The sequence below is a fragment of the Bacteroidota bacterium genome (genome assembly GCA_018698135.1).
Lineage (GTDB): Bacteria > Bacteroidota > Bacteroidia > CAILMK01 > JAAYUY01 > JABINZ01.
Genome location: JABINZ010000219.1, coordinates 1 through 18,857, shown reverse-complemented (window position 1 = coordinate 18,857; position 18,857 = coordinate 1). Strand labels below are relative to the sequence as shown.

Annotated in this window: 16 protein-coding genes; 5 read left to right on the top strand and 11 right to left on the bottom strand. The window is 32.7% G+C overall.

Features of this window, described 5'->3' with window-relative positions; genetic code table 11:
- Nucleotides 1-18 precede the first annotated feature (18 nt).
- The 4 genes from recO to HOG71_13940 form a co-directional block, all read right to left on the bottom strand.
- Nucleotides 19-747 (bottom strand): DNA repair protein RecO, encoded by a 729-nt coding sequence (gene recO / locus HOG71_13955; GenBank protein ID MBT5991950.1) that lies wholly within the window; start codon nucleotides 745-747, stop codon nucleotides 19-21.
- Entirely contained in the window at nucleotides 748-2,988 is a 2,241-nt protein-coding gene (locus HOG71_13950) for a hypothetical protein (GenBank protein MBT5991949.1), read from the bottom strand.
- 126 nt (nucleotides 2,989-3,114) lie between these two features.
- Entirely contained in the window at nucleotides 3,115-4,671 is a 1,557-nt protein-coding gene (locus HOG71_13945) for a PspC domain-containing protein (GenBank protein ID MBT5991948.1), read from the bottom strand.
- Entirely contained in the window at nucleotides 4,672-4,998 is a 327-nt protein-coding gene (locus tag HOG71_13940) for a PadR family transcriptional regulator (protein ID MBT5991947.1), read from the bottom strand.
- Between the two features lie 274 nt (nucleotides 4,999-5,272).
- On the opposite strand from HOG71_13940, the gene HOG71_13935 reads away from it, so the two are divergent.
- The gene (locus HOG71_13935; GenBank protein ID MBT5991946.1) at nucleotides 5,273-6,109 is read left to right on the top strand and encodes a hypothetical protein; all 837 of its coding nucleotides are present in this window, start codon (nucleotides 5,273-5,275) and stop codon (nucleotides 6,107-6,109) included.
- A gap of 208 nt (nucleotides 6,110-6,317) precedes the next feature.
- Here the strand turns inward: HOG71_13935 and HOG71_13930 are convergent, their stop codons facing one another.
- A complete protein-coding gene (locus HOG71_13930) occupies nucleotides 6,318-8,876 on the bottom strand; it encodes a carboxypeptidase-like regulatory domain-containing protein (protein ID MBT5991945.1) in 2,559 nt (852 codons plus the stop codon).
- A 175-nt stretch (nucleotides 8,877-9,051) separates the two neighbouring features.
- On the opposite strand from HOG71_13930, the gene HOG71_13925 reads away from it, so the two are divergent.
- On the top strand, nucleotides 9,052-9,492 hold the full coding sequence (locus HOG71_13925; protein ID MBT5991944.1) for a DUF1232 domain-containing protein: 441 nt from the start codon (nucleotides 9,052-9,054) through the stop codon (nucleotides 9,490-9,492).
- A 103-nt stretch (nucleotides 9,493-9,595) separates the two neighbouring features.
- Here the strand turns inward: HOG71_13925 and HOG71_13920 are convergent, their stop codons facing one another.
- From HOG71_13920 to HOG71_13895, 6 genes are all read right to left on the bottom strand, one after another.
- Nucleotides 9,596-10,006 (bottom strand): hypothetical protein, encoded by a 411-nt coding sequence (locus HOG71_13920; GenBank protein ID MBT5991943.1) that lies wholly within the window; start codon nucleotides 10,004-10,006, stop codon nucleotides 9,596-9,598.
- A gap of 820 nt (nucleotides 10,007-10,826) precedes the next feature.
- Nucleotides 10,827-11,747: a WYL domain-containing protein gene (locus HOG71_13915; GenBank protein MBT5991942.1), complete on the bottom strand. Its 921-nt coding sequence runs from the start codon at nucleotides 11,745-11,747 to the stop codon at nucleotides 10,827-10,829.
- A gap of 9 nt (nucleotides 11,748-11,756) precedes the next feature.
- The gene (locus HOG71_13910; GenBank protein MBT5991941.1) at nucleotides 11,757-12,026 is read right to left on the bottom strand and encodes a hypothetical protein; all 270 of its coding nucleotides are present in this window, start codon (nucleotides 12,024-12,026) and stop codon (nucleotides 11,757-11,759) included.
- A 224-nt stretch (nucleotides 12,027-12,250) separates the two neighbouring features.
- On the bottom strand, nucleotides 12,251-13,315 hold the full coding sequence (locus HOG71_13905; GenBank protein MBT5991940.1) for a PD-(D/E)XK nuclease family protein: 1,065 nt from the start codon (nucleotides 13,313-13,315) through the stop codon (nucleotides 12,251-12,253).
- A 183-nt stretch (nucleotides 13,316-13,498) separates the two neighbouring features.
- Nucleotides 13,499-14,086: a hypothetical protein gene (locus HOG71_13900; protein ID MBT5991939.1), complete on the bottom strand. Its 588-nt coding sequence runs from the start codon at nucleotides 14,084-14,086 to the stop codon at nucleotides 13,499-13,501.
- Nucleotides 14,087-14,125: 39 nt separating this feature from the next.
- Nucleotides 14,126-15,250, bottom strand: coding sequence for an AAA family ATPase (locus tag HOG71_13895; GenBank protein MBT5991938.1), 1,125 nt, complete (start codon nucleotides 15,248-15,250; stop codon nucleotides 14,126-14,128).
- 333 nt (nucleotides 15,251-15,583) lie between these two features.
- On the opposite strand from HOG71_13895, the gene HOG71_13890 reads away from it, so the two are divergent.
- From HOG71_13890 to HOG71_13880, 3 genes are all read left to right on the top strand, one after another.
- Nucleotides 15,584-16,321, top strand: coding sequence for a hypothetical protein (locus HOG71_13890; GenBank protein MBT5991937.1), 738 nt, complete (start codon nucleotides 15,584-15,586; stop codon nucleotides 16,319-16,321).
- A gap of 452 nt (nucleotides 16,322-16,773) precedes the next feature.
- Nucleotides 16,774-17,598 (top strand): GIY-YIG nuclease family protein, encoded by an 825-nt coding sequence (locus tag HOG71_13885; protein MBT5991936.1) that lies wholly within the window; start codon nucleotides 16,774-16,776, stop codon nucleotides 17,596-17,598.
- A 266-nt stretch (nucleotides 17,599-17,864) separates the two neighbouring features.
- The gene (locus tag HOG71_13880) at nucleotides 17,865-18,419 is read left to right on the top strand and encodes a DUF1643 domain-containing protein (GenBank protein MBT5991935.1); all 555 of its coding nucleotides are present in this window, start codon (nucleotides 17,865-17,867) and stop codon (nucleotides 18,417-18,419) included.
- The last annotated feature ends 438 nt before the right edge of the window (nucleotides 18,420-18,857 follow it).

Genomic DNA, 18,857 nt, shown 5'->3' with positions numbered 1-18,857 from the left:
ACTCAAGTCACTTTTAACTTATTTCAAAAACAATCCCTTGATAACCTCGAACGAGCTCAACTTATGAAATCCTGAAATGTGGATTTTATAGTAATCAATTAAATATTCAATGAGTTTTAATCGCTCTATTTGAGGGATTTGTATGCTATCATATTCCCCAATATTTGTGTTGATTATCTGGTTCAATAAAAAGCTCGACTGCGTATCTAATAAAAAGGTATTTATTCCCATGTCGGATTTAAAGCGACCTTCATATAAATCAAAGTTGGGTAAATCATCAGAAAAAGAATTAGCAGGGAAGAAACCTAAATACCGACTGAAATGAAGCATGAAAAATAATAAAAAATGATTGCTATCCTTGCTTGGATTGTCCAGAATATGAATGCTGGAAACTAGGAAATCATACATCTCCTTGTTTTCTTCTTCTTCCTGTATGCATTTATAAATGAGCTCAGAAATAACCATCGCAATTGTACTGCGTTTCATTTCGAAATGTAAATGATTAAGCACAAAAGCCGATCGCGCTTCTTTTACTTTCAGCAGGTTTTTGTTTTCTTTAAAATAGAAATCCAGCTCCAAAACCTGGAGTGGTTGAAACAGGGCTGGCTTAAGTCCCGATTTTTTGCTGTACATACCCTGAATTAGGAATGCAGTCATTCCATAGCCTTGTGTGTATATTTTAACAATTGCACTGCTTTCGGAATAGCGTGTACTTTTTATGACAATTCCTTGTGATTTGACAAGCATTTAGCGCACAATAAGAATTTTTGTGATATTCGTTTCTGAACCATCGTCATTGCTGCTTAATACCAAATAAACTCCCGACATAACTGCGTTTCCTGAAATGTCTTTTCCATCCCACACAGCTTGCCCTCCCTGGGCAGTCATTTCGGTTACTACATTGCCAGCAATATCTGTAATTTTTACATTGGCATTCGTAACCAATCCCTTGATGGCAATTGGGCCTTCATAGCCGGGTCGCACAGGGTTTGGGAAAGCATATACGTTCCCAAACTGATCTTCCCCCTTGGTGGCTTCGTTTCGGTAAGAGACTATCCCTAAATCAGTGGCAAAAAACACTTCACCTGTTTTTTCGTTTACTGCAATATCTCTAATATCGCTTGTAGGTAAGGGGCTGTTATCTTTATTAAAATGATGGATAATTTCAGTGCCATCATCCGAAACATACCAGGCACCATTTTTACTGCCAATCCATTTATTATTTGCTCCATCTACAGTGATGACACTGATAATTTCAGAGGCTAATAAATAGCCGGATTCTTCTCCATCGTTGATCCAAATTTGTTGTGCATCAAAATTATTGCCTGAAAAAACATCTTCAGGATTGTAGATGATTGCAACACCTTCTTCAGATCCTAACCAGATGCGCCCTTTTAAATCTTTGGCAATACTATGAATTCGTTCTGTAGGAAGGCCTCCATTGCCTTGGTTTGTAGAAAGTTTTTTATAAGTGCTGCCTCCTTGCTGATTTTCATCAAAGACAATAATTCCACCCTCTAATGGAAGCAGAATCCATTTTTGTTTTGAATCATCAACAATCAATTCGCCAATACCCCTGTTTGCTTCAGATCCCAAACTAAATGAGGCCCAGCTTTTATCAGCATATCGTACCGACAAAGGCTCATCTGCTCCAAAATTGCTGACCCATAAGTTGTTGTCAGAATCGAAACACAAACCCCTGATATTGATTCGGTTGGTATCGGAAATCGTTACTTGTAAAGAAGAATTATTCTGATCGAAACGATTGATGAAATTGCCGTTTTCATATATGGCCAGTCCATCTCCATAAGATCCAAAATAAACTTTATCGCTAATTGGATCAGCAGCTATATTCAACATATCCTTAAAATCTACGAAAGTGGCATTATTCATATAATTCTTATTTTGCCAACTTTCATTTTGAAACAGATAAATTCCTCCATAATTATAAGCTGGAGAACCGGTGAAGGTTAAACCACCTGTTGCCACATAAGCTACATCATCAATCACTTCTATATTCCAGGTTTTTTTAGAAGAAGGTCCGTTTGGTGTATAAAATCCATAATTGCTGCCTGTTTTTTTTATTAATGCAAAAATGGGCATGCTAAGCCATAAATTACCCTCTTCATCCAAAAGTGCTGATCGAGCTCCACCTTCCTGATGAATCGTAATTTGTCCGGATTTATCGATCTCAAAAACTTTGCTTTTAAAGCTAATAACCAAATTTTCATAACATACATTAATATCGCTACAGGTATTTTGAAGGCTATCAATATACATATTCCATTGGCCGTTTTGATAGCGATATATATAGCCATCAAGCTCAGCATATAGCATGTTGTTAAAAGGAATTATTTTTTTACAGGATTGAACATTTATGTAATTCCAGTATTTATTATCCAATAAGTTAAGGCTGTTAAGGGAGGCTGCTATTATACCATTTTCTGTTGCTGCAAAAATAGAATCATTAAAAATGGCAGTTTCTAAAATTTCAATGGTACCGTTCGGATCAATTTCGGTATATGACTCCTTTACTTCTTCTTTTTCAATGTCATAAACCACTATCCCAAAACTGCAGGAGAAATAGGCATAGTTGCCATAAAAGTAAATACTGTTTATTGCTTTTTTTCCCGGAATTGATTTGCGTAAAATATCAGGAATACTAAAAATCCGATTGGCTTGAACGGCATCTATTAAAGTATTGTTATAGGCTATTAATAAGAGGTCAGACTTTTCATCATAGGCAATGGTGCTAATGTCTACATCGCTAAAGCCATTTACTTTCGACCAGGTTGTAATGGAATTATCAGTTTTGTCTACATAAAATAATCCATTTTCAGTGGCTGTATAAATACGATTTTTTACTTCTACACTAATTATTCCTTCGGTGTAGTTGTGGTGAGCACGCCAATTACCTATTCGAATATTCTGACCAACAACTAATTGTACGAAGGCAGTAAAGATAAAAATCAGGATGAATTTTCTCATAATCATTCTTGTGTTGCAAAGTTAAGAGATAATTCCCTTTTCATTTTCCATGCAAGCAATTTAAGTTTGATTTATGATAAACGTCAAATTTTGATTTTTGATATAATGGTTGAAAAAAAGATGAGATTATAATTTTTTCAATCCTGATTCGGTCATGATGTAGTGATTTCCTGAATTATCATATTCTCTTTCAAATACATTTCCATAAGTACGGATATAGCTGTCTTCAAAGCTTTCATCTATATAAATTATCTGGCTAATCGGAATATTCAGTATGATGTCAATTTCCTGATTTCTCCATTTTTCACCTGCTACTAATTTGAAGTATTTTGGCAGAAGAACTCCTTTAGGATGTTGTTCCCATCGCAGGACTGTGTTTTGAGCATTTTTCCTTGCCTGTGCTTTCGATTTTCCGTCAGATTCAATTTCAATAGTTAATTCAGCCACATCCAAGTCACTTTTTTCAATGCTAAAATTGGTTTGCAAATAAATATTCTTCTCGTTGCCGAATTGGCCAATTTTTACTTCATCTGTTTGAAGGAAGTAGAATTCACCATCCATACTGTTATCGTTCAATTTAATAATCAGTGTATCCGAATCTATTTTATCCAGTTTATAGCTTGAACTTAATGTGGTCGATTCCTGAAAATTATGCGCAATACTTGTTCCTGCAATAATCAGAAATACAAAGCCAATTACCCATAGAGATGCCATTGCTCCACCAAATACACGATCCTTTATTCGGATTCCAAATAGTAATTTTATTCCGCCATAAATAAGTCCAATGGTTGGAATGAGTATCACCAGACAGATGCCCAGAAAAGCCAGCATGGATACTGATGGATTGGCTAAAAAGGAAAGCAAACCGGCAAATGAAATATTTGTTATTCCCCATTGAGAAAGGCCTAAAAACCAATCTTTACCAAAAAAGGAAGTGGATAGACCAAGCAATAAAACCAAACCAGTAATTAAAAGGGCAAAGCCAATAATTATTCCAATTGATTTGCCAAATACAACAAATACTTTTCCTAATGCGTGAAAAATACTTTCGATGCCTTCTCGAAAATTATTTCCTGCCTGAGAGTTTTTTATATTTTTAAAATTGCTTTTAACAGATTCAAATTCATTTTTAATGGTTTTTTCGATATTCTCGATATTAACCTTTACACCTTTCATTTCCAACTTTTGAGCAGTTGTTTTTGCTTCAGGTAAAATAAACCAAAGAATGAAATAGGCAATCAGAACCGTGCCTGCTGACACAAAAAACAAAACGACAAGGATTATCCTGAGAATGACCGGGTCGATATTGAAATAATTGGCTATCCCACTGCAAATTCCGCCAAGCATTTTATCATCAGCATCACGATAAAAGCGTTTCCCATGATGGTTTTTCTGTTGTGATGATTCATTTTCAGCATCCGCTCCAATAACTTCTTCAGCTTTGCCCATAATGTCTATCATCCAATTAACATCTTCATCTGTAATAACTTCTTTTCCCTCTTTAATCCTGTTCTGAAATAGCTCAGCAATGCGTGATTCTATATCAGCCAAAATCTCCTTTCCTTCATCTGTGCTCTTAAAATGATGACTAATTTTTCCTAAATACTGTTGCATCATTTCATAGGCATCTTCATCAATATGAAATACAATGCCATTTAAATTAATTGTGAATGTTCGTTTCATTTACTTCTTATTAATCAATTCAATACTTTTATTTAATTCTTTCCAAGCAAGTTTTAATTCTTCCAGGAATTTTTCGCCTTGTTCGGTTAGTTGGTAGTACTTGCGCGGTGGTCCCTGAGTCGATTCTTCCCAGCGATAACTAAGAAAACCAGTATTTTTTAATCGGGTTAGTAGTGGATATAGGGTGCCTTCAACAACGATTAGTTTTGCTTCTTTGAGTTCACCAATAATGTCGGACGCATAAGAGTCTTGCTTTTTTAACACGGATAAAGTACAAAATTCGAGTACTCCTTTTCGCATTTGTGCTTTTGAATTTTCAATATTCATAATTCGGTTCTAAGTAAAATCCAATGCAAAGATATATATAAAAAACAGTACTATGCAAGACATAGTAGTAAATATTTTAAAATACAGAAATCAGAACTTGAATAACATACAGACAGAAAGATGCAAACGACTATGCAAACGAAGATTTAGCTTATAAATATCAACATTTTAGGAATCAAATTGATGATTCAAATGCACAGTATCTATTCAAATTAAATGTTTTTTGTGATCTTTGATTTTGTTTATTAAACGGTATCAGTAAAATATTTCGACAATGAAAGTCATTAAAACTATTCTTTTGTTCTCCTTTAGCCTGATTTTAGCCGGCATAATTGGAAAATCAATCATTATTTTTATGGGAGCAAATGCAATACTTGCCATCGGTTTTGCCTTGCTATTGGTTGGTATTTTATTATATGGCATTGTTTCATTATCAAGGAAAAAACAAAGAATTGAAGCGGGAATGTTAGCTTTATCCAGCCTCATGTTATTGGGATTGTTGTTTAAAATTCAATATTGGGCTGGTGGAGGCTTATTATCAACTATAGGTAGCTCATTGCTTTTCCTGGGTTCAATATGGGCTTTTGTGTATACATTTAAAAAGAATCATAAAAAAATACTCGGTGCTCTTTTTTTATCAATTGGCATTAGTAGCATTTTCTTTACTTTTAAAATTTCAAATTGGCCAGCAGCAAATCTGTTGTTCATTCCTGCTGCCATATCTATGATCGTGTCCTTGTTTTTTCTATTCAAAAAAGGATTTGAACTTAAGTTGAGTTACATGGTTTCAATTATTGTCATGCTTTTAATCGTCATTACGTTTGTTTCAAAAGAAAGTCAGTTGCATCGATTCAGACATATAAATACAAAGTATCCGGAACTCAATGTACCTGAAAACTATTATATATATGCATGGAAGCTTTCTAAGGAAGGTGAAAAAAGTCAGGCTATTGAAAATCTGAACTATGCAATTCAGGAGATTGATAATCCTAATAATGCATACTTCAATATGTACTTTAATGATAGTGATTTGTCAAAGGAAAGATATGAAAGAGCATTGGAGCTATTATTAGCTGATAGATGGCTTCAAGCTGAAAAGCCAATATATTAATTGTGGGTGATTTTTAAGGAAACAATTCAATAGGACTTTGGTTTTTTGCAAATGAATTTCATTCATAATCCAATCCTATGGATTTTTAATCCTTAATGGTTAGTATTTTTTGAATATGCGCTGTTGCACTTGTGGCCTCAAAATGATTGACAAATACAATAAATGTCTGTTGTATAATAAAGGATATAAGTTAATTTTTGACTTAGATTTAGTACCCCCACTTATTTGTAAAACTATTGAAGAAATCAATACCAAATTTCCAAGTGAAATCAGCAGCTTCAAAGGAGTTATCGGCAGTTACTGCATAAATACCAAAACGGAATAATTGCTGTTTTATTCGGATAGCGCGTTCAATGCCTGCAAAAACTTCAAAATGTCTAAAATTAATATCAGGAATAATAAGTGTGCCTGCACCAGCCGATAATCCAAGTTTTAATCGATTAATAAGAGGAATCTTGTTCATTATTGTGCCTTCAAAATGATGAATGTAGTTTGCTCTGAAATATTCATCAGCTGTACTTAATGTCGGACCCATTAATTGAAAAGATTGCAGAGGATCTGAAAAGAAGAAGTAATCGGAACCTCTGAAGTATTTGTGCTCCAGTACACGCAGGTTCTTTTTGTTTATAAAGGAACCTGCCAGCACACGCCATCGAGATGAACCCAAACGAGCTAAATCCATATCGTAATGTGCACCCAGTTCGATATAATCATAATCGACTTCACTATTAAACAAATTGGGTATTCCTTTTCGATAAATGAAGTCGAGCTCAGGATAATCAGTACCAATAATTATTTTTCGACCATTTTTCAGGATATACTTTTGCTTAAATCTATATTTTAGTTCCAGTTTTACCTCCGCTTTTTTGTAGCGTACAAAATCGGTGGGTTTATTTATTTCACCAAAAATTATTTCAGACCATTCGGAAAGCTGCAGATCTTTAATAGGGTCCTGATCAGAATAGTCAAGTGTTAATTCTCCAAACAAACCATTAACAATTTCCATTCGCTGGGTAATAATAACTGATTTTTTTCGAACATAATTGCTTCGGCTGAAAATCTGTTCGAATGAAGCAAATTCATTGATTTGTGTGTAAAAATCACCAATATCAATAAATGTTCTTACGAATTTTAGGGGAAGGTATGTTAAGCCAATTCCAAGCTGACCTTTAATGTCTTTGTTATTAAATCCATAATCAATAAATCCACGGGTTTCAAGTTTCATCCCATTTTTGAAATCTTTATTATAATAGCCCGGAAGTTTGTGTCGGTAGCCTCCAATACCTAAAGGATTTATTTGTTCAACTAAACCACTGACATAGAATTCGTTCCCTTTTGCCCTGTTTCGATGTCCTACACCCGTTAGCCAAAACCACCACCAATTAATACGATTAAAAGCAGAATCGATTTTATGATAGTATTCGTCACTGACAAAATATTCCTGAATACTATCGCTTTTTCGAATGAAATCCAGTTCTTCGATTTGTAATGTTAATGGTCTTTCTTCCTGCCAATAAGTAGAGTCTTTATCGAATGCATCTACTTCATATCGTTTGATTTCATTATTGAAAAACTTTGCTTCAAAATCAGGATTAATTTCATAATTGGAATGATTGATTCGGGTATTTCCAAGGTAATTATAGCGCCCATCTTTTATTGTATAGGTAAATTCTCTTCGCACAGGCAAGTAAGCATCTTTTGTTATTTCCTCATAATTTTGGATAATCCTGAATTCTTTACAGAAAAATAAGGTAGCTCTGTTAATGGATAGGTCAACTGATTTTAACATCCAGCTGCTGTCTTCAATATACAACACACCGGAAAAGAGTGCTTCTGATTCGAAGATTGGATTCACCTGTATTTTATAAATAACATGTCCATCTTCTTCAAACGATTCCAGAAATTTATACGTATAGCTAAGCATAGAGCTCGCTGCAATGGGAGAGAGCAAGGGCTTATTGCTGATGGCAGGATAATCAATGTTGTTCTTATAAAAATTAAAGTCACAACTGGCAATATCGGTATAAACAAGATATGGATTTTCAGCTCGAAAACGTGTTGGTGCAATGTCGTGTTGGCCATATTCAATTCCTACAGAAACTTCTGCAGATTGATCGACATTCACCTTCTTTTGAATATAATCGTGGTGAGCTAAAACAATTTCTTTATAGGTGGATGGAGATTTAAAATAGGTTTCTGATACAGACTCTATCAGATTCATTTTTTGTTTCTTCAAATGGGCCAACATATCACCCGAAACTTCCTTTAAAGTATCTTTTTTGCTGATAATACTGTCTTTGGCTTTTATTTTTATCAATTCTTTTTCCAGCGATGTTTTCTGATAACTTTTACAGGAGTAGGAGTTTACTTGCGACAAATAATATTTGCGATTTTCCCTCACATTTTTAAGGATTTCTTTTGAACGATCTTCCTTTTTTACGACTACTTCAAATTCAGTCAATTCATGCGAAGCTTCTTTGAGAACAACGTTCAGCTTAACTGCTTCTTTTTCATTTATTATAATGTCTTTTTCAAGTGATTCATAACCAACAAAACTATAAACGATGGTATAACTCCCCTTTTTAAGTTCCAGAAAATAATTTCCTTTCAGGTTTGAACTGGCTCCATATGAAGTGTTTTTTACATAAACATTGGCATATGCAAGGGGGGCACCCTGAGTGTCAGTAATTCGGCCACTAATATAACCAGCAAATAATTGGACTGTACTGATTAGGATAAAAGTAATGGATATTAAGATTGTTTTCAACTTTCAGCTTTGATTGGTGTTGATTACATTAGGACGACAATGCCTTTTCATTTGTTACAATAATCCTAATAATTTTTCAAAATAAGAAATAAATTGAATTGTTGTAACTTAGATTCTTGTACTACAAGGCATTAACGAATAAAAAATAGGTTTATTTTTTACTAAAGGAATTTATATGGCAGAGCAGGAAAATGATTTTGTAGATCGATTGCAAATCAGGATTAATTATTGGCTTGAAAACAAAGGACACGAAAGTGAGTTTGCACGTCATTTAAAATGGACACCACAGTTATTTGAATTCATGTGCAAATTGTCTCTTGAAAAGGAAGTTCAAATTGCAGATAAAGCAAATCTGGCTGTTGCCATATCTTATTTTCTTTCGCCATTTGATTTATTTCCCGAAGCACTTGCAGGAACGATGGGCTATGCAGATGATATTGTTTTGGCAGCTGTTGTCTTAAACTATGCTTTTACTAATTTGGATGATAGTATAGTGCAAAAACATTGGCAACACACTGATGATATTAAAGCGATAACCAATGCCATTGTTGAAGATGGATCCAAAATGGTGGGCAAGGAAATGCATGCTAAATTGATTGATTTGGTTCGCTTTTAGGAGAGAAATAGATTGCACTTGTTAAGTGTTAAACAAGGCTAAGTTGGCAACATAATTTATTTGAGAAATCCATTCATGCAGAAGTCAGCAATTGTAATCCTCACTAAAAACTTTTGAAAACCCGTGCCAACGATTCTCCGGGTGCTTGTATATTGAGATCCAAGAAATAGCCCCATGGTGTTTGCGTAACATCAAATCCAGCATTTTGCATTCGCTTGGTCACTTTATCTAGTAAGTTTTTTGTGAATTCAGGCTCAGCTTTGCTGTCTGATAAATGAGCAAAAGAATGAACGATTACTGTATCCGTATTGTTTTTTCTAGCTCCCCATTTCAGGTTTTTCACCAAATTATCCTCAATTCGTTTTGGTCTTTCCTGATCTTTTTCCTCCACATGAATAAATCCAACCAATGCATCCATAAACTGTTTCTCTTCAAAAAAATCAGCCACATCATCAAGCCCCTTGTTCTTGGTAGCAAATGCAAAATTGCTGCAAAATAACATGAGAAGTTTCATGAAATAAAGTTATCATTTTTATAATAAACCAATTAATTATTATGGAGTAAGATGTAGCTAATAATAACAATAGGTATCAATGGAAAAGCTAAAGAGTAGACATAAAAAAATCCATCCGATTGATTTCGAATGGATTAGAAGTTAAATTGTGCCCAAGAGGGGAGTCTGACCATATTCTGTTATTGTTTAATTATCAGTGATTTATAAGCTTTGTGAATTTTTAGATGAAACATTAGTGAAACGCAATTTTGCTACTTTTTGGGGCCTAAAAAGGGCCTGACCATTATTTCACATTATTATTATAAGAACTTTACTCAAATTTAGGATTTATTTTTCAATATCATCACAATCTGAGTGCAATATTTTATTACTGTTGAAATTAACACTCAGATAATGAATTTAATACATGATAAATGCTATTACACATCTTACAGCAAAGTTATGCTTCCTGAGTTAGTCAGGTTGGCAATAAGAATTTGCTAAAATTTAAAGGAAATGATTTTTGTTCTTAAATCAGCTTGGTTTAAATGCGTTGTGCATGACCCTTTTTACAATGCTAAAGGTGATTGGATATTTCTGGTAAATTATTCATACTTATAATTTTGATGATCCATCATTCGGAAGTAGTAGTTTTGGTTGTTTTTTGGCAATTCCAACCAGGTTTCTTTCCAATCCATCATCTTTTTTGCGTCAAAGATATGTCGGGATATTGCTCAGATTGTTGAGATATTGATAGATGAGGGTTATAAGTTTATAACTACCCCGATTTTGCAAAAATTCGTGATTTTATAGTTCATATGACATTGCATTAAGTATGCTTTCAATACAAATTAAATGCATTAAAATGAGCATCTTTAATTTCATTCATTAAAGACTCAGGTTGAAGAACAAGCACATTTTCTCCAAAAGAAAGTAATTCCATGATAAAATCATGAGTAATGTATAATTTAAGGCTGACCTTCAGCTCATTTTCATTATCAACCAATATTTCTTGGCTTTCATGAAGTGGCAATGTTTTGATGTATTTTCCCTGGAATGGATCAAATGAAAGAACAATTTCCTCAGGTTTATCACCTTCATCTGGACTTATAATGCCAAAACAATGGCGGTAACTTTCTTCAACATCATAATCTTTGGGGAATTCAAAAGTATTCTTTGTTATTTCAAGGTTAGAGAGTCGGTCGAGAGCAAAGCTTTTTACATTGTTATCTTTCAAGTCTTTTGCTAAAACGTACCAGCGATTCTTATATTCCTTTAAAGCATATGGTTCTGTTATTCTTTGACTTATAATATCTTCCCAAAATTTGTGATATTCAAACTTGATCTGAAACTTGTTTTTTATGGCATGTAGCAAACCATAAAGATTTTCAGTTCCCTGGGGTTTACGTTTTTCCAGAAATATATATGGAGTTAAATCCTGGGCAAGATTTAGGGAGTTAAACATATCAAATGCTTCAATCATTCGCTGGAAATTCATGTTTTCTGATTCGCTTTGGCTGATATAATAACCCTTTTCTTTATTCGAAAATTCGATATCTATTCCAAAATTGTTGCTGATTTCCCGAATGTCCCTTTGCAATGTCCGTTTTGAAAAGGCAATTTTCAAAGTATCATCCTGCATTTGCAAGTACTCAACCTGATTTGCGATATAACTTTGCAATTCTTCATAAGAGCTGTATGGCTTTGCCTTCAGCTTTTTAAGAATTAGCAGGTAACGGGATATGTAGGCTCGTTTTGACATAATTTATTACTAATCCTTAAAAAAGTCCTCACCTGAAATTTGGTCTTGGTCAAAATCTTTATCGTGCCTATCTGGATACATATTATCCAAAGAGGCTTCTGTAATTGCGTTAGAATCTTCTTGCTCTATAATTCCTTCACCTGTATCTGCATCAGTTATCGTATAACCATCCAAATATTCATTAGCATATTTTTCAGCATCTTCAAGTTTTTCAAATTCTTTTCGAACTTGAGTTAGTTCTTCTTTGAAGTCAATTTTCTTCCCTTTTACTATAAACATGTTTTTCTATTTAATTTCTTGTTATTTCCAATATATGCCATCGCATTGTGGATTAATTTGAAGCTATATTTCTGGATAGTATTCTCAAAGATTTTATATATTTTGGAACAAAAATAATCAATTAGAGCGACACAATATGTCGCTGCTAAAATATTTCTTATGAATTATGGTGAAATCCTATTTGCAGAAGAGGTATAAAGTCAGTAATACTTAAAGTGGTTCTATTATAAATCGAATCCGTCTAGACTACTAATAATATGCTTAAGTTTTGTCCTAACATAATCTTTCATTTCACCATTTTGAATCATATGCCATGGTTTATAAGAGTTATGCCAATATCGTATATCGTTATCAAACATTTGTATCCAAATTTCATCAAAATCCTTTCCTCTATTACCTATTCTTTCACATACTTCTTTTTTTGAATTTTCTCTATATTCATCATTACAATCTACCAAAAAAAAGAAATTATGATATGCTGCACAACTTCCAAATCCTAAATAAAACCCTTTTGTTGAATTTCTAATTTTAAATGTAAAATATCCTAACCCATTTTTACTTAGTAAAGAATCATCTGCAAAATCAATCTTCAATTCTACAGCTAATTCCTCCATCTGCTTTTTCAATTCTCCTACTAAATGATTATTAACACCATCCCGTATATCTGACCTAGTTAATTCAAAATAAGCTTTAATATATTCACTATTATTTTTTATTTTGGCTAAAATTTCTTCCTTCATAATTGTATTTGTTGTTTGATTTGTTAGTATTTTGATTAAATTTATATATTGAGTAATTGTTTCTCGAAGAATAGGATGGTTTGTTGATTTCTCTCGACAAGCCTCTAACCATGTCAAAATCTCATGAGAATACGAAATGCTTGTATAATCATTTTCCTCTAATCCATTTTTCCCCAAATTAGTTTCATCATTGAAAAGTGTCAAATAAAACATTTTAAAAGATTTACAGTTCTTCTTTCCATAGTTAAAGTAACGCAGAAGCTGATTTTTTTGATCGGGGGCATAAATTTTATTCTCAATTATAATTGCATTATTATTAGCATCTGAAGCAATAATATCGATATTTCCACCTTCAGTATATTCTTCATTTATAAAGCCAGTATGCTTTTCAATTTCTACTAATGCAGTTTCAACATCAAAATCAATGATCTTAAACTGCTCACAAAAGAGCTTTAAAAAAACTTCATTTTGATCATGAGAACCCTTTGGATTTAATAGTTCTGCAATGAAAGCTGAATGCGTTCTAACCTCATTGGTAGTTAATCCCAATACTTCAAAAATATTAAAATTTTCACCAGTGAGTTTGGCTATTTTTTCATAGCTTTTATTAATTGCTCCTATTTGAATCAGGAGGTTTTCAATTTTGGTTATTTCATCCATAATATTTCATATTAAATCTTTAACAATGTAAAAGTGGATAGACTGTGTAATCCATACAATTTAATACTTAATTCATAATTTTGTCAACTTAATTAATTCATTTAGTAATTCCACCATCTCCCCATCTTTCTGAAATTTATTCACTTGTTCAGCTATTTGTTTTACTAAAATGTCTGTTCTGTTTCCAGCAATCCAGGCAAACTGATCAGGATCAAATTCTGGATCAGCTGAATTGCTAAATGAAAAGTTTTTGATGCCCATTGCTCCAGATTGCGACATTGAATTTGTAAGATGATCAATCCCATTACTTATTAGAGGTTTAAACTTTTCTGTTTTTAAATATTCAGCAATTTTATTTATGTCATAAACATAAGAATCACAATAGAACACGACTTTTCCAAATTTTCCAAATGCCAGGCTAAGTGATTTTTCACCATGTTCGGTTAAGAACCATTGCAGGTACTGATCTTCATAAGCTTTAAATGACCAATCCTTTACCGTATCTACTGTTTTGAAATAGTTACTGGCTTCCTCTTTAAATTTAAGCACCCATTCTTTAACAAGTATTTGCTTTTGATCTATTTGTTTTAAAAATGCATTCCATTTTTCAGGAATATCAAACTCATGTTTCATTTTTTCTAATTCCATCGCTAAAATCATGAATTTCCTGTTTTCAAGATTCTGATTATTATCCCGAATTTAAGCATTAAAACCAATTGATTTTCTTCTTTTTGCCTGTTGAAAATCTCTTTCAGTCTGATTGTAAATCTCAGTCAAAGTCATTGGAGATTCGAAACTGGAACTAAATCCCAATTTTTTTGAAAGTTCATTTGCTTTTTGGATTTCCAGCTCTTTGAAATTGTATTTTGCAATTAATCTACCCTTTCGCATCAATGCACTGTCCACCTTGGAAATGTCAGTATTGAATGAGCAAATAATCTGAATGTTCAGGCAATCTGAAAGTAAACCATCTGAAATATTCAATAAGGCAGAAACGGGTGAATATCCATTATGTTCTCTATCAATAACAATGTTCTCTGCGTCTTCTATAACAAAAATTGAATTTGGATTGTCAATAAGTAAAGATATCAAGTTGGGATTTGAAATAGCAGCAGCCATATTCGGGGGCAAAAAAATTACATGTTTCTTAATTTTTGTAATGAGGTAACGAATATAAGAGGTTTTTCCTGTCCCAGGTTTTCCATGCAAAATGACTAAGCCCTTATCATTTTTCTTTGAAAGTCTATTTGTAATTGTTTTATGCACATCAATAAAATCATCATTATAATTATCATTTATACTAAGCTTAGGTTGAGTTACTTTAAATGATTTAATATCAATCCCACTACTTCCATTTACCATTAAAGAAATCTCAGGTTTATATTTATTTCTTCGCCTTTTCTTTATCTTTTTAATCTCAGAAATAATTTCATTGACTTTGTGGATTTGGGTATTCTTAAATAGGAAGTAAGTATCATCTTGATTTGTATCAAAATAAACTATTAAATCCTCATAAATTAAATGATATATGTCGTCAAATTCAGCTTGTCTACTACCTTTTATGTATCTTTTATTATAGTGAGTCTCCTTAATCTCAGCAGAGAAATTATCTTCGAACCACACTCTGGCTTTTTTACAATCAATAGCAATTTCAGTTATACAATTTGGAATGGTGTTGAAATATGCCATAAAAAGATTATGTGGATTCAAATAGGAACCATTTGTATCAATAAACACATCGCTAAACCTATTTTTTGAAGTGCGATTTTTATAAATATGTGTCTTTGTATGAAGATATGACCTTCCCGTTTGATAAGTTGACATCATGCTTTGTTTTAATTTAATACAAAAGTAAGCGTCATGGACGCCAAAGAATGTCGCTATAAAAATAAGGTGTGCTTTAAATTTTGATTTCTGAAATTGCTAAATAAGATTGAATATTATAGGGATTGAATAAAATAATCATGCTCACAGTCCTTTCAATAATATGCGATCAAATTATTAATTAGTAAATTTGAAATGGCTTTATGTAAAAAATCTATTTATTACAAAAATGGCTTAATATACTGAAAACAGCTACTAGACCTATTTCGGTACATAAATTATATGCTACACTGGTGCAGATAGTCAATAGTGTGCAAAGTAAAAAAAACAAAAATGGAATCAAGATTATTAGCTTTTCATAATGATGCAAATCAAAAAGATATTCATTTAAAAAATTTAAAAATATGGACAGAAAAGAAACTGATTCCAAAGAGTCCTACTGAAATTGCTGAAAAACTTTTAAGCAATGTAAGAGTATTTGAACAATCTGATTGCTTAATTGAGAATTTTGAGTTGTATCCTGAAAAATTAGGACTTCCTTTGTGGTTAGCATTTTTAATTAGAACTATAAATCATCATAATTCAAAGGAATCTAGTGTTAATCAAGAACATTCTGAAGTTGCTTTTTACAAGAATTTTTTAATGTCTTGCAAAGTTGGAACGGATTATTCGAAATTATTATACAAATGGCAGATTTACTTGCTGACCGAAATCATTAATGATGTAGCTTATTATGATGAACATCTAATTCCAATAATTAATTTACATAAAAAAGCTCTTTCTGGCAAGGAAGTTAGGATTAAAGAGTGGAATGATCAAAAAGAACAATTAGAGAACGTTATGAATGAAAATAAAAATCATTCAGATGTAACATATCATTTAAGGAGAGCTGCATTTTTATCAATCAATGAAGTAATTGATATTGAGAATTCGTGGACTTCTTCGGTAGAAGCAATTGTAGATGCTAAAATGAAAGAAATAAATCCGACAGAAAAGCCAAAGGAATTAAGACAAACAATTTGGAAAGATATTATGGCTGAATTATTAAATTACTTGAAAAATTGGGACTGAAAACACTGCACACAATCGAGTACATGGCTTCGCCATCGTTAAATAATTTGCCCTGAGTTTCAGCATAGACTCCACTACTGTACATACAGGTCTCAGAAAGGTGGTATCAGTATTCTGCTCTTTATACAAAAATGAATTACAGGAAATTCTGATGTTGAGTCCTTCTACCCCCATATCCCTTCTATGGCTTGTTGTTTCATCTATTAAATGTAAATTTATACTCGCAATTAATAATATCAAACATACGAGCCTAAACATTAGCGGTCATGCATGGGCGACAGTGCAAACTTGAAACTGAATGGAAGGAATAAAGTATGAATTTATAGATTGGCATAATGACTGATGATACACGAAAACTATTAGACGATTTAGAAACTGAGCGGAAAGAGGTACTTGGACACTTTGACGAATGGCGTGAGATGTATCCTGATTTTAAAAGAATTTCTGACATCATGGAAAATTATAAAACCAATGAACTATTGGTTGAATATTGTAAACACTCACCACCACCATCCCTACAAAATAGAGCAATTGAAGTTTATAAGAAGTGTATCTCATTTAAAGAAAAGCTTACAAAAAAGATAATATCTCAATTGACTTATCACCCTGATAGAACTGAAGTACATCGTTCATATGCAAGGTATTGCATTGATAAAAACATTGTAAAGACCTTTTTAAATGAATATCAGATATGGAATCATAAAATTTGTTCCTTGTGGAATGAAATTTATAACTCAAAACAAGATTTTTTTCAAAATTCAGGATACGACAGGTTGGGTTGGAAATTTTATATTGAACATCCTAATCTATTAAAAATTAAAGCAGAGGAAACAGAGGAGCTATATCAAAAAATAATGTCGTTATTAATGCCAGGAAATGAATTATTGGATAGGCTCGATAATTTCATTACTAAAGAATACGAGATGAACGCCACAGAAATGTCATTGTATGAAAGGGAATTAGAGATATTACAAGTAGATGAAGGCGAGAGTGCTAATGATGAAGAATACTGCTATGTCTATACTTTAGAGTGTGAATTATTTGTTTTTTATGTTGGTATTGCTGCAAACCCTCAAGAAAGATTTGAGCAACATATTAGAGGTGCTTATAGTGATGAAGCTCATTTATTCAAATCCAAATTCATTCAAAAGTATCATAAGAAAGTAAAGCAAAAAATAGTTTTTGAAGGAATACGAAGAGAGTGCAAAAAGGTTGAAAAGAATTATATTTCCGAACACAGCCCTCTTGGAAATATGACTGAAGGTGGGGAAGGTTGATTAATAGAACGAGCGCACAATCGATTGGATGACTCCACCATCGTTAAGCGGAGGACACCTCTCACATCGTTTTACATACAGGTCTCTAGTGCTGGGCGGTTCGTTAAGTATCAGTTGATCTTTACAAAAACGAATTCAAGGAAATTCAGACGGTGACCCAATCACCCCCATATCGGTTTGTTGTTAAATCTTTTTAATGTAAATTTATATTTTTAATACTAATTGAAATCAAACATACGAGCCACAACCTTACCAGCAAGTGAAAGATGAAATACAGTGTGGAAATATATAATAACAGTCCTGACAACAAAGCCAGATTTGTATTAGGAACTAAAGGACTGAATCCTTTATTTGTATTAGGACTGAATCCTAGTACAGCAGATGAGAATAAGCCAGATATGACTATATCCAAAACCATGACATTTGCTAAAAATGCTGGTTTTGATAGTTTTGTAATGCTTAATCTTTATGCACAAAGGACTCCTGTTCCAGAAAATGTGGATAAAACATTAAATAAATTACTGCATCAGGAAAATATTGAAAAGATTGGTGAATTATTAAGTAACTATAAGAAATGCTCAATTCTATCTGCATGGGGTGAAACCATTAATATTAGACCTTTTTTCTCAAAATGCCTCAAGGACATTAATGATTCAATTAATCATTTAGATATTGAATGGTTGAAAATTGGCTCATTGACTCAAAGTGGACATCCCAGACATCCCTCAAGAGCTGCTTATAAATACGGACTTACAAAATTTGATTTGAAATATTATTTAAAAGAACAACTCAATGAGCCAATATATACAACAGGAATTTGATTTTATATGTAGAACAAGAGGAATCATATTTAAAAAAAATATTTCATGGAGTGAATTATATGGATTTGTTGAGGAAAATGAAGAAGTGGAGAAAAATCTTATTAGTAAGATCACACAACTTTAAAAGAATATAATTTAAGTAATTAACTTGTCGCAACCCTAACACACTCAGCCCTCAAATCAGCTATTTCCTTCAAAGCAAAAGGATTTTTTGACAAGTTCAAAAGAGGTAAGTATTTAGATATTAATTGTGATTCCATTAAACTAAAATTCCCATCATATTCAACCCAATTAACCAGTAGGTTTCTATTTATCCATTCAATAATCTTTTGTTCGTCACCAGTTGGATATTCCGGACTAAGCTGACCCCCTAATACACGGTGTAATTTTATGGATTTTCATACATTTTTTGCGTGACAGTCCGGCACATGTTGACCC

What these genes read in the sequence shown, in the direction of transcription:
- HOG71_13945 (MBT5991948.1), bottom strand. Translation starts at nt 4,671, where the DNA reads ATGAAACGAACATTCACAATTAATTTAAATGGCATTGTATTTCATATT.
- HOG71_13920 (MBT5991943.1), bottom strand. Translation starts at nt 10,006, where the DNA reads ATGAAACTTCTCATGTTATTTTGCAGCAATTTTGCATTTGCTACCAAG.
- HOG71_13910 (MBT5991941.1), bottom strand. Translation starts at nt 12,026, where the DNA reads ATGTTTATAGTAAAAGGGAAGAAAATTGACTTCAAAGAAGAACTAACT.
- HOG71_13900 (MBT5991939.1), bottom strand. Translation starts at nt 14,086, where the DNA reads ATGATTTTAGCGATGGAATTAGAAAAAATGAAACATGAGTTTGATATT.
- HOG71_13915 (MBT5991942.1), bottom strand. Translation starts at nt 11,747, where the DNA reads ATGTCAAAACGAGCCTACATATCCCGTTACCTGCTAATTCTTAAAAAG.
- HOG71_13950 (MBT5991949.1), bottom strand. Translation starts at nt 2,988, where the DNA reads ATGAGAAAATTCATCCTGATTTTTATCTTTACTGCCTTCGTACAATTA.
- HOG71_13940 (MBT5991947.1), bottom strand. Translation starts at nt 4,998, where the DNA reads ATGAATATTGAAAATTCAAAAGCACAAATGCGAAAAGGAGTACTCGAA.
- HOG71_13935 (MBT5991946.1), top strand. Translation starts at nt 5,273, where the DNA reads ATGAAAGTCATTAAAACTATTCTTTTGTTCTCCTTTAGCCTGATTTTA.
- HOG71_13895 (MBT5991938.1), bottom strand. Translation starts at nt 15,250, where the DNA reads ATGTCAACTTATCAAACGGGAAGGTCATATCTTCATACAAAGACACAT.
- recO (MBT5991950.1), bottom strand. Translation starts at nt 747, where the DNA reads ATGCTTGTCAAATCACAAGGAATTGTCATAAAAAGTACACGCTATTCC.
- HOG71_13880 (MBT5991935.1), top strand. Translation starts at nt 17,865, where the DNA reads ATGAAATACAGTGTGGAAATATATAATAACAGTCCTGACAACAAAGCC.
- HOG71_13890 (MBT5991937.1), top strand. Translation starts at nt 15,584, where the DNA reads ATGGAATCAAGATTATTAGCTTTTCATAATGATGCAAATCAAAAAGAT.
- HOG71_13925 (MBT5991944.1), top strand. Translation starts at nt 9,052, where the DNA reads ATGGCAGAGCAGGAAAATGATTTTGTAGATCGATTGCAAATCAGGATT.
- HOG71_13885 (MBT5991936.1), top strand. Translation starts at nt 16,774, where the DNA reads ATGGAAAATTATAAAACCAATGAACTATTGGTTGAATATTGTAAACAC.